The organism is Sharpea azabuensis DSM 18934 (assembly GCF_000702165.1).
Lineage (GTDB): Bacteria > Bacillota_I > Bacilli_A > Erysipelotrichales > Coprobacillaceae > Sharpea > Sharpea azabuensis.
Genome location: NZ_JNKU01000055.1, coordinates 1 through 16,276, shown reverse-complemented (window position 1 = coordinate 16,276; position 16,276 = coordinate 1). Strand labels below are relative to the sequence as shown.

Annotated in this window: 17 protein-coding genes; 10 read left to right on the top strand and 7 right to left on the bottom strand. The window is 37.5% G+C overall.

Translation table 11 applies throughout. From position 1 onward, the window contains the following. A partial coding sequence (locus T529_RS0110405; RefSeq protein ID WP_033163548.1) for a transposase occupies window positions 1-259 on the top strand: 259 nt, incomplete at its 5' end. A 151-nt stretch (window positions 260-410) separates the two neighbouring features. On the opposite strand, the gene trpS is transcribed toward T529_RS0110405, so the two are convergent. Further along, on the bottom strand, window positions 411-1,412 hold the full coding sequence (trpS, locus tag T529_RS0110400; protein ID WP_033163547.1) for a tryptophan--tRNA ligase: 1,002 nt from the start codon (window positions 1,410-1,412) through the stop codon (window positions 411-413). Window positions 1,413-1,762: 350 nt separating this feature from the next. Here trpS and spx point away from each other — a divergent pair, with 350 nt between their 5' ends. After that, a complete protein-coding gene (gene spx / locus T529_RS0110395) occupies window positions 1,763-2,206 on the top strand; it encodes a transcriptional regulator Spx (RefSeq protein WP_033163546.1) in 444 nt (147 codons plus the stop codon). 20 nt (window positions 2,207-2,226) lie between these two features. Here the strand turns inward: spx and T529_RS0110390 are convergent, their stop codons facing one another. Next, window positions 2,227-2,799: a CYTH domain-containing protein gene (locus tag T529_RS0110390; protein WP_033163545.1), complete on the bottom strand. Its 573-nt coding sequence runs from the start codon at window positions 2,797-2,799 to the stop codon at window positions 2,227-2,229. 88 nt (window positions 2,800-2,887) lie between these two features. Here T529_RS0110390 and T529_RS0110385 point away from each other — a divergent pair, with 88 nt between their 5' ends. After that, window positions 2,888-3,658: an NAD kinase gene (locus T529_RS0110385; protein ID WP_033163544.1), complete on the top strand. Its 771-nt coding sequence runs from the start codon at window positions 2,888-2,890 to the stop codon at window positions 3,656-3,658. Next, window positions 3,658-4,491 carry an RluA family pseudouridine synthase gene (locus T529_RS0110380; protein ID WP_033163543.1) on the top strand — a complete coding sequence of 278 codons (834 nt, stop codon included), beginning with the start codon at window positions 3,658-3,660 and terminating at the stop codon, window positions 4,489-4,491. The genes T529_RS0110385 and T529_RS0110380 overlap by 1 nt, the downstream gene beginning before the upstream one ends. Here T529_RS0110380 and T529_RS0110375 read toward each other — a convergent pair. Both T529_RS0110375 and T529_RS0110370 read right to left on the bottom strand, forming a co-directional pair. Continuing rightward, window positions 4,467-5,135: a TraX family protein gene (locus T529_RS0110375; RefSeq protein ID WP_033163542.1), complete on the bottom strand. Its 669-nt coding sequence runs from the start codon at window positions 5,133-5,135 to the stop codon at window positions 4,467-4,469. The genes T529_RS0110380 and T529_RS0110375 overlap by 25 nt on opposite strands. 36 nt (window positions 5,136-5,171) lie before the next feature. After that, entirely contained in the window at window positions 5,172-6,377 is a 1,206-nt protein-coding gene (locus tag T529_RS0110370; protein ID WP_033163541.1) for an FtsW/RodA/SpoVE family cell cycle protein, read from the bottom strand. 94 nt (window positions 6,378-6,471) lie between these two features. Between T529_RS0110370 and T529_RS13285 the strand changes: the two genes are divergently transcribed. The 5 genes from T529_RS13285 (at window position 6,472) to pckA (ending at window position 12,436) form a co-directional block, all read left to right on the top strand. Continuing rightward, window positions 6,472-6,798, top strand: coding sequence for a PTS sugar transporter subunit IIB (locus T529_RS13285; protein WP_033163540.1), 327 nt, complete (start codon window positions 6,472-6,474; stop codon window positions 6,796-6,798). 181 nt (window positions 6,799-6,979) lie between these two features. Then, a complete protein-coding gene (pflB, locus tag T529_RS0110360; RefSeq protein ID WP_033163539.1) occupies window positions 6,980-9,244 on the top strand; it encodes a formate C-acetyltransferase in 2,265 nt (754 codons plus the stop codon). A gap of 136 nt (window positions 9,245-9,380) precedes the next feature. Then, window positions 9,381-9,866, top strand: coding sequence for a hypothetical protein (locus T529_RS0110355; RefSeq protein WP_033163538.1), 486 nt, complete (start codon window positions 9,381-9,383; stop codon window positions 9,864-9,866). Between the two features lie 39 nt (window positions 9,867-9,905). Beyond that, entirely contained in the window at window positions 9,906-10,655 is a 750-nt protein-coding gene (pflA, locus tag T529_RS0110350; protein ID WP_033163537.1) for a pyruvate formate-lyase-activating protein, read from the top strand. 185 nt (window positions 10,656-10,840) lie between these two features. Further along, complete coding sequence (gene pckA, locus T529_RS0110345) at window positions 10,841-12,436, top strand: phosphoenolpyruvate carboxykinase (ATP) (protein WP_033163536.1); 1,596 nt, start codon at window positions 10,841-10,843, stop codon at window positions 12,434-12,436. A 499-nt stretch (window positions 12,437-12,935) separates the two neighbouring features. On the opposite strand, the gene T529_RS13820 is transcribed toward pckA, so the two are convergent. Together T529_RS13820 and T529_RS0110340 are read right to left on the bottom strand one after the other, a co-directional pair. Then, window positions 12,936-13,100 (bottom strand): helix-turn-helix domain-containing protein, encoded by a 165-nt coding sequence (locus T529_RS13820; protein ID WP_081823128.1) that lies wholly within the window; start codon window positions 13,098-13,100, stop codon window positions 12,936-12,938. A 459-nt stretch (window positions 13,101-13,559) separates the two neighbouring features. Continuing rightward, the gene (locus T529_RS0110340) at window positions 13,560-14,711 is read right to left on the bottom strand and encodes an AI-2E family transporter (protein ID WP_033163535.1); all 1,152 of its coding nucleotides are present in this window, start codon (window positions 14,709-14,711) and stop codon (window positions 13,560-13,562) included. Between the two features lie 337 nt (window positions 14,712-15,048). On the opposite strand from T529_RS0110340, the gene T529_RS0110335 reads away from it, so the two are divergent. Beyond that, complete coding sequence (locus T529_RS0110335; RefSeq protein WP_033163534.1) at window positions 15,049-15,867, top strand: MetQ/NlpA family ABC transporter substrate-binding protein; 819 nt, start codon at window positions 15,049-15,051, stop codon at window positions 15,865-15,867. 72 nt (window positions 15,868-15,939) lie between these two features. Here T529_RS0110335 and T529_RS0110330 read toward each other — a convergent pair. Beyond that, window positions 15,940-16,276: IS30 family transposase (locus T529_RS0110330; protein WP_156032247.1), on the bottom strand; the 337-nt coding region annotated here is incomplete at its 5' end.

Genomic DNA, 16,276 nt, shown 5'->3' with positions numbered 1-16,276 from the left:
GACCGAAAAGGAAACATATCAGAAAAGAAAGCAGACAATCGAAAAGGTATTTGCGGATGGCAAGAGAAGACACGGGCTGGACTATACGCTATATACAGGATTCGAAAGAGTGTATGATAATCTTATGTTGATATTCACAGGAATGAATCTCAAGAAGTTATGCACATACCTTGGAAGGATGCAGGAGGCGCATTGCGCCCAAAATTCCTGCTTTGAGCATCAAAATGAGGAAACATTAAAGGCGATGGGGATAGGATAGAAGGATCTATACCCAAATTTTTATTATCTGGAGAAATATATTCAGAAAAAAGAGGATGAATCATAAAATATATCAATATATAAAAAAAGACCGCCAACGATATGGTTAATCGTCAACAGTCTGAAGAAGTGGCTTGGCCACTTCTTTTGCATTATTTACGAATAGTAATACCAATCTTTCTTTCCACTTTCGCAAGTTTCTTATAGGCAATACGTCCTGCCTTCTTAGCACCTTCATCAAGAACTTTCTCAATTTCACCACTTGCCATGATTTGGTTATAGGCATCCTGAACTTTCTGTAATTCAGCCCCGACAATTTCAGCTAAGTCCTTCTTGAATTCACCATAGCCTTTTCCTTCATACATGGCTTCAATTTCTTCATAGCTCTTATGACCAAGGATGGAATAGATTTCCATCAGGTTAGAGATACCTGGCTTATTTTCTTTGTCATAGCGTACATGACTGTCGCTGTCTGTTACAGCTGACATGATTTTCTTCTTGCTGACATTAATTGGGTCAAGCATATAGATACAGCCTTTACCAGTTGGATCACTCTTGCTCATTTTGCTTGTAGGATCTTGCAGGGACATGATACGACCGCCAACACGTGGTGTTAATGGCTCAGGTATTTTAAATGTGTCAGAATAGCGGTGGTTGAAACGTTCTGCCACCATGCGAGCTAATTCGACATGCTGCTTCTGGTCTTCACCAACAGGCACATAGTCAGGATCATACATTAAGATGTCGGCATTCATTAATGATGGATAGTTAAAAATACCAGCTCCAATAGATGTATCCTTTCTTGCTTTAGCTTTTTCAACCTGCATCTTATATTGTGTCATACGGCTAAGTTCACCCATTGAGACCATGCAATTTAAATACCAGCCTAGCTGTGCATGTTCTTTCACATCTGACTGTAGGAATAATGTCACTTTTTCAGGATCAAGCCCGGCAGCTAAATAAAGCGCAATCAAATCCTTCGTATTCTGTCTTAAATCTTTTGGCTCCTGATAGATTGTCATAGAGTGTAGATTAGCGACAAAGATAATCATTTCATAATCATCCTGGAAACTTACAAAAGGTTTGATCGCTCCAATGTAATTCCCTAAAGTTACTCTACCTGTTGGTTTAATACCACTTAACATTCTTTTCATCTTATGTCTCCTTTCGCATTTAAAGGAAATAAAAAAACACTTATCCAAAGGACAAGTGTATAAGCCACCTTTGAAATGCCATCACATTCTGTCTACTAACGTAAGACTTGACGTTGAAAGATACTTAATTTCCCCTTCACCCTCACAGGTCCATTTGAAAGTGCGTCAATGCCAGGCTTCCACCACTCCTGGCTCTCTGTGATTGCGTTTACTAACGTTATCTCCTGCTCATCGGTTTACGACCACAACTCTATCACTAAAGGTCTTTGTTGTCAATGAAACGCTTGCAACTTGGGACTATACTTTATGAGAATTTGTTGTATAATAGGGAATCGAGGAGGCAAGAAGATATGGTGAGAATTTATACTGCCCCAAGCTGTGCATCTTGTCGTAAGGTCAAAGCATGGCTTAAAGAACACAATATTCCATATGTTGAAAAAAATATCTTCTCGGTCTTATTACGTGAAGATGAATTAAAGGAATTGTTGGAGCGTTCAGAAAATGGTACGGATGATATTATTTCCAAGCGTTCTAAAATTATTAAAGAGGGGAATATTGATATTGATGAGATGAGTGTAAGTGAGCTGATTCATTTTATTCAAAACAATCCATCAGTATTAAAACGTCCAATCCTCATTGATGAAAGAAGATTCCAGGTTGGCTATAATGCCGAAGAAATACGTGCCTTTATTCCTCGTGAATTACGTAACTTAGCAGAATGTACACAAACTGACTTCTGTCCACAGTTTACGGATCTCAAGATGGAATATGACCGTGATCACAAGAATGCATAAAATAGGTCCTTATAAAGGGCCTATTTTTTGTTGAGCGAAGAAATTGCACGTGTCAGCTTGCTTTGACAATTTTGTGTATATTGCAGCTTGTGTTTTTCAAGCAATGAGGCAAATGTCTTTTTGCCTTCTTCAAGATCACTTAGCTCAAATTCCATTTCATAATCTTCTTGATCATTATAATAATTGGCATCTAATGAAAGCATACCACCTTCTAGTGGTATATCATGACGAACAGTCTTTAAGCGACAAAGAATCGTTATTTCAGATAAATTAATATCCATATCTTTCAACATCTTTGTGATCTCATTGTCCTTCATGCCGCCCTCTAAAAAGAAGCGGGCATCATCCTTCGTTAAGGCAAGATTATATTCTTTGCGCCCAGTGCCTTCAGCCTTTGTCTTCACTGTCATCTCGTAGCTACTTTCTTTTTCACGAATACGCAAGGCAATACGTTTTGCTTGTAATGCATCAGAAGTAAAATACGTATTGGTCTGGGTATAGACGTGGGCTAGATGATCATAATAATGGGCAAGATTGTCAAATTGTTCACGGGATAATAAGATCTTATACTCGATTTCTAAATTTTCTTCCATAGTCCTCCTCCTTGCCTTATTATATCGCAAGATGGCGTCTTGAAGAAGTAGGATGAAATAGTTTATAATATTACAAGTAGGTGATAATATGCAACGCTATGCAATTGTAGAAAGAGGCGATGAAGCCTCTGCAAGATTAAGCAAGAAACTGAGAAAAGATTTAGATGCTTTTTTGACATATGATGAGGTTCATCCTGAATTGGTCATTTCAGTAGGTGGGGATGGCACAATGCTGAGAAGTGTCCATGACTATATCGATCAGCTTGAAGAGGTGGCTTTTGTTGGCATTCACACTGGGACACTTGGCTTTTTTACGGATTATACGATTGATGAAGCTAACTTGCTTGTCTATGACATTAAGGATAAGGCATTAACGGTGGAAAAGCGCAGTATGATTGAAATAGAATTTAATGAACAAAAATTCTATGCCTTAAATGAAATGCGACTTGAGAACTCCATTCATTCCCAAGTCATTGATGTTTTCATTAATGGTGAACATCTTGAGACCTTTAGAGGCAATGGTCTCTGTATCTCGACACCATCAGGTTCTACGGCATACAATAAATCCATCCATGGCGCGATCATGGCACCTGGTCCAGAACTTATGCAGATCAGTGAAATAGCCGGCATTAATCATAATGCCTATCGTTCGCTTGGCTCTTCGCTCATTCTTAATGACAGCCAACATGTACGCCTAGAAACACAAAATTATCATAATGCGGTCTTATGTATCGATTTGGATGCCTTTCATCTTGAAGAGAATGTGACAATTGATGTCTCAATGAGTAAGAAATATGCCCGCTTCGCATCCTATCGTCAGGTCTCATTTATTGATAGGCTAAAGAAGGCTTTCTTATAATGCAGCTCGATTTTATCGCTAACAAAGAAGATGCCAATAACCGCCTTGACCTCTTCTTTTTAAAACGTGGCATATCGAAAAAGCTTCTCAAAGATTCTAAGTATTATGGCCTTTTATTAGTCAATGGAGTGCGTAAAACAGTACGCTATATAGTCGAAGAGGGTGATGCCATCAGCATTGTCTTCCCTCAGGAAGAAAGCAATATTGTTCCTATCGATATGCCTTTAGATATTGTCTATGAAGATGATTATCTGATGATTATCAATAAGCCAGCTCATATCGCCTGCATACCTAATCGTAAATATTATACAACATCACTCGCGAATGGGATTCAGTATTATTTTAACCAAAAAGGTATTCCGTCCACTGTTCATATGGTTAACCGTCTTGATAAAGAAACCCAGGGCTATATGATGATTGCGAAATATCGTTATATTCATGATTGCTTTGCCCGTGACATCAAAGCTGTGAAGCGTGTTTATCATGCTTTGGTAGAAGGCAATCCTGGCTCAGGTACTGTTAATAAGCCAATAGGCCATGCCCAAGGTCATGCCACAAAGCGCGTTATTGATGAAAATGGTGCTTATGCGATTACGCATTATCGCACAATTGCGACTTTTGAAAAGACAAGTCTTGTTGAATGCACGCTAGAGACAGGTCGTACTCATCAGATTCGTATTCATATGGCCTCACTCGGACATCCTTTAGTAGGTGACCCGCTTTATAATGAAAAGAGTACAGGAGAGTTTTATCTTGATAGCGTAGCGATTCGTTTTGAACATCCAATGACACATCAATATATGTCTTTCTATAAGGAAGACGCAAGAAGATAAATGATGGCCAGATGAAGTGGATAGTAGAGATAGAAGAAATAGGGAAGAGGGTGGCCTTTTCCCTTTTTGTGATTATAGAAGGCAAGAGGGATGATGGAAAGAAGGCTAAAGTATTGCAGTGGAGTCATTGTGATACTCATAACAAGACAGCCAACAAGCACACCTACTAAGCGCCATTTCTCTGGTAAATAATAAACCATCACAACAAGAATGATTCCGCCAATCCCATAATCAATCTTATAATCTGTCGAGGTGATTTTTGGCAATATACTAACCAAAAAGAAGACAAGCAGTACGGATAAGATGGAAAGAAGTAAATGCTTGTTTTTAATGCTGTAGTCAATACTCATGATAAGAAGTATGGAAAGAGAAAAGGAAATCAGAATGCTCATATAGAGCGAATGGGTTGTTATATACATGACAATCTGGCATAGGATGGCAAGAATGCTGACACGCAAGAAATAATGCATCCGATTATGTGTATAACGACACCCTTCGGCAATCATATAGGCAAAGATGGGAAAAGAGAGCCGGCCAATGATACGAAAAGGCGTATAGTCGTTTAAGAGTAATAAACCAATATGATCAATTGTCATGGTGAAGAGAGCAAGATATTTAAGTGTCGTTGCGGATAACTTTTGCATAAAATCTCCTAAAAAAGCTGTAACACGAAGTTACAGCTAGTATTTCTTATGGGAATTGTCAAGTAGTTTATTCTGATAATCAATATCAAGCAGGATTCCCCCGGCAAACATGTAGGACCAAAGTGAAGATCCACCATAGCTGAGCATTGGCAAGGTGATACCGGTAATTGGTAATAAGCCAAGAATCATGCCAATATTCCATACTTGCTGGAACAAGAGACAACCAACAATACCCATCGTGAAGTATTTGTCACGGCCATTCGTACTATGAAGGCCAATGCGTAAAACACAGATATCAAAGAAAGCAATGGCAGCAATCGTAATAAGGGCACCGAAGTAGCCAAAACTACTTGCGATAACCGCAAAGATAAAGTCTGTCTGACCTTCAGGGAAGGTTTTGACGAAGTTTCTAAAACCATGGCCAAAAAAGCCAGCAGTACCATAGGAGAGCTGTGAGAACCAGAGCTGCATCCCTTGATTGGCTGTTGTGCCTTCGGGATCGAGCCAGCCATAGACACGGCTTAGTGTATGACCTTTAATGATTTTTGTAAAAATGCCATTCTGGAAGACAAATAAGTAGACGAGTAAGCCAATACCTAAAATTGCCAGAGTAAAGATCACAACAAACCAGCGTTTATTCACACCACTAGAAATAATGACAAAAAAGGCAGCAAAGGCAAAGATCAACATAACCCCGGAGTCATTTTGCATCAGCATGAGGATGGCTGGAGGAATGAAAATCTTTAAGACTTTTAAGAAATAGCGAATATCGCTTTCGATAGTTGGAATAAGGACTTCTTCATTGTGTTCCTGCGTCATCTTTGCGAGGGCAATGACCATGATGATTTTCATAAATTCTGAAGGCTGGAAGGAAAATCCAGGAATACGGAACCATGAAGTTGCCCCGTTGATATGAGGAACGATGGCTGTTGGCAAAACACTGATGCCTGTACGGATATAGACCTGATGATCAACACCAAGAAGGACAAGCAAGAAGATAAAAAGCCAATAAAGAATCTTAATATGTTTGTAGAAAGTATCTTTGCCAATACGATAAACGACAAAAAGTAAAATAAAGCCAAGAAAATAGTAAAATGCCTGTGACATCCATAAACGATAGGGATTGGCCACATTATTCATAATTGGAGCAGCCGAGGCAATGCCTAAACAGCTGATGATACCAAGAATGAGTATAGCGTCAAAAAGTGGGTACTTTCTGAAGTATTCTTCAATTGTTTTCAAAAGTGCACCTCATTTCTTTTGTTTGAATTTGATTTCGACTATAGTATACTATAATTTGAAAAATCTTCAATTATTAAGGGAGGCAATTAGCAGTATGGAAAGCTATCAAATTGCGATCATCGCAGCCGTTGTTGTACTAGCTGTCGTATTATTCTTTGTATTTAAAAACAGAAAGAAAAAAGATGAATCACCAGTCGATCTCGATGCGTTGTTTGAAGCACTTGGCGGTCAAGATAATGTTGTCAGTGTTGAGGCCAATGGCTCAAAGGTGAAAGTGGTTTTAAAAGACAATAATGTTGTGAATGCAGAAGCATTAAAGGGACTTGGTGCGACTGGTGTTGTATCGACAAGCAAGGCAACACAAATTATTTTTGGAAAAGTTTCTGAAGATATTGTGAAATACATGAAAAATCGATTATAATTGATTATTTCAATGAAATTTTGAAAGTGTTTACAAGACGTGAAAAAACTCACGTCTTTTTTTAACGCAAATCAGTTTACAAGCCTATTTTTCCATGTTAGGATAGGTTCGTTCAACATAGAAAGCTTTGGTCGAGCTTTCTAATGTAAGGGCTTTAAAACAATAAGGAGGACTCTATTCAATGAGTAATAAAGAAGTTTTTGAAGAGGCTTGGAGTGGCTTTAACGGTAGACTTTGGAAGGATGAAGTCAATACACGTGAATTCATTCAGGATAACTATACTGAATATACAGGTGATGAATCTTTCTTAGCTGAACCAACAGAAGCTACGAATAAATTATGGGGTAGATTACAGCAGTTACAAAAAGAAGAACGTGCTAAGGGTGGCGTTCTTGATATGGAAACAGAAGTTGTTTCTGGTTTAATTGCTTATGGTCCAGGTTATATCGACGAATCTATGAAAGATTTAGAAAAAGTCGTTGGTTTACAAACTGATAAACCATTAAAGAGAGCATTCATGCCTTATGGTGGTATCCGTATGGCTGAACAGGCTTGTACAACATATGGTTATCAGCCATCAGAAAAATTACATGAAATCTTCACAAAATATCATAAGACACATAACCAGGCAGTCTTTGATGTTTATACACCTGAAATGAAGTTAGCTCGTCATTCAAAGGTTGTGACTGGTTTACCAGACACTTATGGCCGTGGTCGTATCGTTGGTGACTATCGTCGTGTGGCTTTATATGGTATTGATTTCTTAGTTGCAGAAAAAGAAAAAGACTTCGCTAACTGTGGTGGCGGAGAAATGACAGATGATGTCATCAAGTTAAGAGAAGAAATTGCTGAACAGATCAGAGCATTAAAGGGCATGAAGGAAATGGCAGCTGTTTATGGCTATGATATTTCTAATCCAGCTAGAAATGCACATGAAGCTGTACAGTGGTTATACTTTGGCTATCTAGCAGCTATCAAGACTCAGAATGGTGCTGCTATGTCAGTGGGTAGAATTTCTACTTTCTTAGATATCTATATTGAAAGAGACTTATTAGAAGGCAGAATTACTGAAGCTGAAGCTCAGGAATTAATTGACCATTTAGTTATGAAATTCAGAATGGTTAAATTCGCTCGTATCCCTTCATACAACGAATTATTCTCAGGTGACCCAGTATGGGCTACTCTTGAAGTTGCTGGTATGGGCATGGATGGCCGTTCTATGGTTACAAAGAATGACTACCGTTTCTTACATACATTAGAAAACATGGGTCCTTCTCCAGAACCTAACTTAACAGTTCTTTATACTGTTTCATTACCAACTAACTTTAGAAGATATGCTTCAAAGATTTCTATCAACACTTCATCAATTCAGTATGAAAATGATGATGTCATGAGACCAATCTGGGGCGATGACTACTCAATTTGCTGCTGCGTATCAGCTACACAGACTGGTAAAGAAATGCAGTTCTTCGGTGCTCGTGCAAACTTAGCAAAGTGCTTAACTTATGCCATCAATGGTGGTATCGATGAAAAGAACCATATGCAGGTAGGTCCTAAATATCAGCCAATCACTTCAGAATATTTAGATTATGATGAAGTTATGGAAAAATATAATGACATGATGGAATGGTTAGCAGGCCTTTATGTCAATACATTAAATGCTATCCAGTACATGCATGATAAGTATTATTATGAAGCAGCTGAAATGGCTTTAATCGATACTGATGTAAGACGTACATTCGCAACTGGTATTGCTGGCTTCTCACATGTTGTTGACTCACTTTCAGCAATCAAGTATGCCAAAGTTAAGACAATCAGAGATGAAAATGGCTTAGTTGTTGACTATGAAGTAGAAGGCGACTTCCCAAGATATGGTAATGATGATGACAGAGCAGATGATATCGCTGTTTGGTTATTAAAGGAATTCTTAAATAAAGTTAAGAAACATCATACATATAGAAATTCAGAACCAACAACTTCAATCTTAACAATCACATCTAACGTTGTATATGGTAAGGCAACAGGTTCATTACCAGATGGACGTAAAGCAGGTGAACCATTATCACCAGGCGCAAACCCAGCATATGGTGCTGAAAAGAATGGCTTATTAGCTTCTCTTAACTCAGTTGCTAAATTACCATATGAATATGCATTGGATGGTATTTCAAATACACAGACAATCAACCCTTCAGCTTTAGGTAATGATTTTGAAGAAAGAAACTTCAAGCTTGTCTCTGTTCTTGATGGTTATTTCAACCAGGGTGCACATCACTTAAATGTGAATGTCTTTGGCACTGATAAGTTAATCGATGCAATGGAACATCCTGAAAAAGAAGAATATGCAAACTTCACAATCCGTGTATCTGGCTATGCTGTTAAGTTCATTGACTTAACAAGAGAACAGCAATTAGATGTTATTGCTAGAACTTGCCACGATCATTTATAGGATTTAAAAGCTCCTAGTGCTTACTAGGAGTTTTTTATTGATAATTTGTTTTAAATCCCTATATAGGGATTTAAAAAGCCTGTCTTTCAAACGCCTTTTGTCTTTTGCGTTAGAATATAGCTGAGGTGAAAAGTGTATGAAAGATTATTATATGCATATCATGATTGAGAAGGGAAAGGTATGTCTAAAATATCGTTATCACTATCATGAGATTTATACAATGATGATAGCTTTAATGGAGATAATTGAAAAAGATGAAGGTATGAAGGATTATTTTCGTGAATGTCTTAAGACAATTGATGACTTCCAGATGTGGTATGCCCTTGATCAAGGGACAACAGTCAAGACATATCGGCAATGTTTCATGAAGCTTATGAAGCATAAAGATAATGCTTATTTATCGCTTAGTTATCACGATAACCATACGACCATAGAAGGAGAGTGCTGCCGGTATGATTTTGTTCTGCTCACTTCTTTATTGTTGATTCATATTGGCGTGAGAGATAATGAACTGATGAATGCCTTGCTTCGTGATGGGTATATGCTGATGGAAGTAGATGTTGATGTACATTATTCGCATATTGCCCTTAAGAAAAATAAGGAGGTTATGCCTTTATCTTGATCTTGTCTTTTGATAAAATAATGGAGCGAGGTGTAATAAATGAAAGGTAAAATACATTCAATCGAATCCTTTGGGGCGGCAGATGGACCAGGTATCCGTTTTGTGATATTCTTCCATGGCTGTCCTTTTAGATGCCAGTTCTGTCATAACCCTGATACGTGGGGAAGTATGAAATATGAAGAAAAGAGAGCTGATGAATTATTAAATCAAGCCTTGAGATATAAAACATATTGGGGATCTGATGGTGGCATTACTGTTTCTGGTGGTGAACCATTGATGCAGATTGATTTCTTGCTAGAACTTTTTAAAAAGGCTAAGGCTAAAGGTGTTGGCACATGCATTGATACTTCTGGTGCTTGTTTTACAAACCAGGGTGAATATTTTGAAAAGTTTAAGGAATTGATGAACTATACGGATCTTCTGCTAGTTGACATCAAAGAAATCAATGATACACGTCATCAGGTCATCACAGGTCAGAGCAATAAGAATGTCCTGAAGATGCTTGAATATCTTAAAACAATAGGTAAGGATGTCTGGATCAGACATGTTTTAGTGCCTGAAAGAAGTGATTATGACGAGGACCTGGAACAGCTGGATGCTTATATTCAGTCACTTGGGGATATTGTCAAACGTGTGCAGGTGCTCCCATATCATACAATGGGACGTTATAAATGGCAGGAACTGCATTTAGATTATCCTCTTGAAGGTATTGATCCACCTACAAAGGAACGCGTAGATCATGCCAATGAAGTATTGCATACTTCAGATTATCGCGGTTATATGAAATAAATATGGGAGATGCTTTCAAGCGTCTCCTTTTTCTTTTTCTTAAGAAAAATATGATTTTCAATATTCTTAAAAATACAAATATATGCGTTTACAATTCTAATTAGAAGAAAAATAAATTCAGATAATGTACATATAAAAATATTATGATATAATCAATAATAAGATATATAAAACAGGAGGATACTATGGATCATAATTTATTGAAGCTGGGTATTTATAATGATACAGGAAAGGTTCACTACAATTTAGGACCTGCAGCACTCGTAGAAGAAGCATTAAAACGAGGAGAAGGCGTTTTAACAGATACAGGAGCCCTCTCCATTAAAACAGGTAAATATACAGGTCGTTCACCTGATGATAAATTTATTGTCGATACACCTGATGTTCATGATGATATTGCCTGGGGTGATGTCAATCGTCCAATGAGTGAAAAGGACTATACAGCTCTTAAAGAGAAAATTATGACTTATCTAGGCGATAAGGAGCTTTATGTTTTCCAGGGCTTAGCCGGAGCTGATCAGAAGTATACAAGAAAGTTTATGGTGGTCAATGAACGTGCTTGTCAGAACCTCTTTATTCATCAATTACTGATACGTCCAAGCGAAGAAGAACTTGCTGATTATGGTGAACAGGATTTCACAATCCTCGTAGCGCCAGGTTTCCGTTGTGTTCCTGAGCGTGATAATACGCACTCTGAAGCAGCGATTGTTGTAAATTTCAGTGATCATATGGTATTGATTGCTGGTACTGAATATAGTGGTGAAATCAAGAAGTCAGTCTTTACAGTTATGAACTATGTGATGCCTATTGAAGAAAATGTATTACCAATGCATTGTTCTGCCAATATGAATCCAGAAACAAGAGGAACAGCTGTATTCTTTGGTTTATCTGGCACAGGTAAAACAACGCTTTCAGCAGATCCGAATAGATTATTAATCGGTGATGATGAACATGGCTGGAGTGATAATCATATCTTTAACTTTGAAGGTGGATGCTATGCAAAATGTATTAACCTAACACAGGATGGAGAACCATATATTTATAACGCTATTAAGTTTGGCAGCGAAGTAGAGAATGTGGTGATTGATCCAGTTACACGTATTCCTGATTACTTTGATGGGACATTGACATTGAATACACGTGTTGCTTATCCACTTGAATATATTGATAATGCCATTATTCCATCAGTTGGTATCTCACCTGATGTTGTCATCTTCTTAACAGCTGATGCTTTTGGTGTTTTGCCACCAATTTCTAAACTAGATAAAAACAGTGCCATGTATCACTTTGTAACTGGCTTTACAAGCAAAGTTGCCGGTACTGAGCGCGGCATTACAGAACCACAGCCAACATTCTCAACATTATTTGGTGAACCATTTATGCCTTTATCACCAGATGTTTATGCAAGAATGCTAGGTGAAAAGATTAAAAAGCAGCATGTTCGTGTTTATTTGATTAACACGGGCTGGACAGGAGGTCCATATGGTGTTGGTCATCGTATGAGCTTGCAGTATACACGAGCAATGGTGACAAGTGCACTTAATGGTGATATTGAAAAAGCACGGATGCGTCATGACAAGCGTTTCAACCTTCTTGTACCACAAGAATGTCCTGAAGTGCCTCATCATATCATGAATCCACGTTCAACATGGTCAGATCGTCTTGCCTATGATAAACAGGCTGATAAGCTCGCAAAAATGTTTGAAGATAATTTCAATGCGAAATATCCTCATATGTCAGATGAAATTAAAAATGCTGGACCACATCCATTAAATCAATAGTTTTAAAGACCACAAATGTGGTCTTTTTTAATAGGATAGGGAAGATGATATGGATGAATGAGAAAGCAAAATCATGCTAAGAGAAAAATGTTTCAAATAAGTCATTCTTGAATATCTCAGCATCTAAAGTGGCGAGGATGGTCGGATTATTATATGTCTTTAAGCATTTACTTTTCCCTTGCTTATAAAATGCTTAGAAGGATAATATCTTATATCGGCAATGCCTGCATGCGGATCTTTGCATCGTCGATATTCACCAACGGATCCATTTATAATAGGATGTCTTGGATATGCCAGCTAATCGACTTAGTTACTCGTTCATCATTGCTTGTTTTTGAATCGATTCATAAATCATTATTCTTCATCTTATGCTGCAATCTGGCTAAGCAGTCTTTGGTGCTTTCTCTATCACCACCACTTTGATTCGTCGAGTTTTTTAAGAACCTGACCTCTATTTCTTTTCGTCTCAATTCTTCCTTCAATCGTTTGTTTTCTCTTTCTATTTTTCCTTGTCAGTAAGATTTTCTTCTTTTTTGCAATGGCCGCGGTTGTCGTTCAGGCCATCTGTTCCCTGTCTGTCATATTTGCGTACCCATGAATAGACCTGAGAATAGCTGCAGCCATATTTTACGGCTGTTTCTTTATAATTGCGATCATGATCGATACAGTACTAAACGATTTCCATGCGTTCTTCTTTCGTTGTTTTCTTTCTTTCTGCCATATTGAGATAATTTCTCTGTGCTCTATCGTTATTATACTGCTTGATTTATTGAATGATGACTGATTTACTGGAAATATTGTATTCTGTTGTAAGGACGTTTTGTGAAACCCCATTTTGTACAATGCTCTTTAAATGCTTTTGAGTAAGATGAATTTCTTTCTTTAGAACTGAGAGTTTCTGGCCCATCAGCTTTATAGAGATTTGACCATTGACATATTCTATCGTCACTATGTTTCCCTGTATCTAATTTAAATGCTTGATCAGCTACTGATTGATAATCTCATACAGCTTTCATTTTTTTAGTCATATGTATTTAGTTTTTTGTTCCATAATAAAATCCCCTAAAAGCAGAGCAGTACATTTTGTGTATTTATACTGTCTACCTTTAGGAGATCATATTAACTAAACATCCATGCTTTCTTTTTTCAGTTGTCTTCTTTCTAAATATGGCAGGAAGCTTTCGCGATAAACGAATGTGACGATAGCGGCAACTGGAATAGCAAGCAAGATGCCAATAACGCCAAACATACGTCCACCAACAACGATAAATACTAAAATCCAGACTGAAGGAACATCAAAGGCTCCACCAAAGAGCTTTGGCTTAATGACATAACCATCACACAGCTGTAAGAAAAGAGTGAAAATAATGAACCATAATGCATCAAGTGGATTGATCAATACAAGTAAGAATGCCCCAATAAATCCGCCGACAAATGGACCAAAAGTTGGAGCAAGATTTGTCACACCGACAACAACAGAAACCAGGGCTACAAATGGCATACGCATAATGCTCATGAAGATGAAGTTTGCAATTCCAATTAATAACCCATCAAGCAAGTCAGTAATCACAAACTTAATCAAGATGCGATTGCAACGTACCCAGAATGCACGTCCTATCTGGTAGCGCTGCTTGCCTAGAATAGCTCTTAATAAGCGTCCTAGACCGTGCTGTAAATGCTTGGCATCCACTAAGAAGTAAATGGCTATAATGAAGGAAATGATAAAGTTAATAAAGCCGATACCTAAATTAATCGCATTCTTGACAATATCTCCAATGCCATTGAAATTCTCTGGCAAGAGTGAGCTGATCGATTGCAAGATGTTACCAGAAGCATGTGTAAGACCACTGATATCAATATTATTCTGCTTCGCAAACTGCGTTAATTCCTTTAATGAATGCTGCAGAGTATAACTGTAATTTGAGAAGTTATTGACCAGGTTGATTATGCTTTCAATAATCGGTGGTACAAGTGCAACAAGTAAGATGATGAAGGCAATAATCACAATCACAATCGCTGTCACCACAGCCAGGACATGTTTATGCTTGATATTCAAGTTCTTGTAGACTTTCTCTTCAAAGACCTGTACAAGCGGATCAATCAGATAAGCAATAACAAGCCCGATTAGCACAGGGGAAAGAAATTTAAAGAGTTTACCAAGTCCAACAAATAATAAATGAATATGACTGATACATAGGTAGAACAGCAAGGCAGCAGAAAGGCCTAAGGCGATTTGAACCCATTTTTTTTCCAATATTTCTTTTTTTATTTTCATGCGATCACCTCGTAAGGGACATTATATCATAATCAAAAATAAAGAGAAATATAGGGATAAAGTTTAGGCTATAGGCATAGGCTATAGTTATATATAGAAAAGAGGGTAAATAAGTAAAAAGTATTGATATAATGGGATAAAATTCTATAAACTATGTCTATAGACAAATTATTTGCGTTGACTTTAAAAAGAAAAAGATTATCATATAAGCATATCTAAGAGGTAGGGAATTACGAGGGGGTGAATATATGAAACGAATGCGAATGCCCGTTGGGGGCTTACTCAAAACAAATATTTATAAAGAAACATATATTCATTTAAAAAGGGGACAGAAATTATGAAAACAAGACATTTATTTAAATTAGTAGGAACAGCAACACTCGCATTATTATTAGCAGGATGTGGATCATCAAAGAGTGATGACAAGACGATTACAGTTGCTGCATCACCAACACCACATGCGCAGATCTTAAAGGTAGCTGGTGAAGAATTAAAGAAAGACGGCTATACTTTAAAGGTGAAGGAATTTACAGATTACGTACAGCCTAATATTGTTGTCGATGAAGGCAAGTATGATGCCAACTACTTCCAGCATACACCATATCTTGATAACTTTAATAAAGAAAAGAATACAAAGCTTGTTTCTGTAGGTAAGATTCATTATGAACCATTTGGTATTTATGCTGGCACGAAGAAATCACTCAATGACTTAAAAGATGGTGATGAAATTGCCGTACCTAATGATGCTACAAACGAAGCAAGAGCATTATTACTTTTAGCTGATAATGGTGTCATCACTTTAAAGGATAATAAAGATATCAAAGCAACAGTTAAAGATATTACTTCTAATCCAAAGAATCTTAAGTTCAAAGAACTTGAAGCAGCACAGGTTTCAAGAGCTAGACCAGATGTAGCATTAGTCGTATTGAATGGTAACTATGCATTGGATGCTGGTCTTGATGTTAAGAAAGATGCAATCGCATTTGAAAAGTCTGACTCAACTGCAGCAAGTACATATGCGAACATCATCGCTGTTAAGAAAGGCAATGAAAAGACTGCCAAGACAAAAGCATTAGTAAAAGCATTAAAGTCAGCTAAGGTTCAGAAATATATCAATGATACATTCAAAGGTGCTGTTGTACCTTATACAGAATAATTGGCTAAGAAACTGAAATCATGAAGATTTCAGTTTTTTATTGATGATGATTTGTCAAATTAAGTGCAACACCTAGAATGAGTTACCCAGTAATTCTTCTTTAGGTGTTTTATATTTTATGCATTTACGTGGCCTGTTATTCAGTAAATTCAGATTCTTTTTCAGTTCCTCCGGGTCCACTTCAAATAGATCCATCCCTTTAGGATAAAACTCCCGCAGTAATCCGTTCGTATTCTCATTGGTTCCTTTTTGCCAGGCACAGTAGGGATCACAGAAATAGGTTTTGCACCCTAATGCTGCTTCGATCTTTTCATACTCCGCGAATTCCTTTCCTCTATCGAAGGTTATCGTTTTTACCAGTTCCGATGGAAGCTTTCCGAGAGCTTCTATGATTGCCGGTGTTACATTC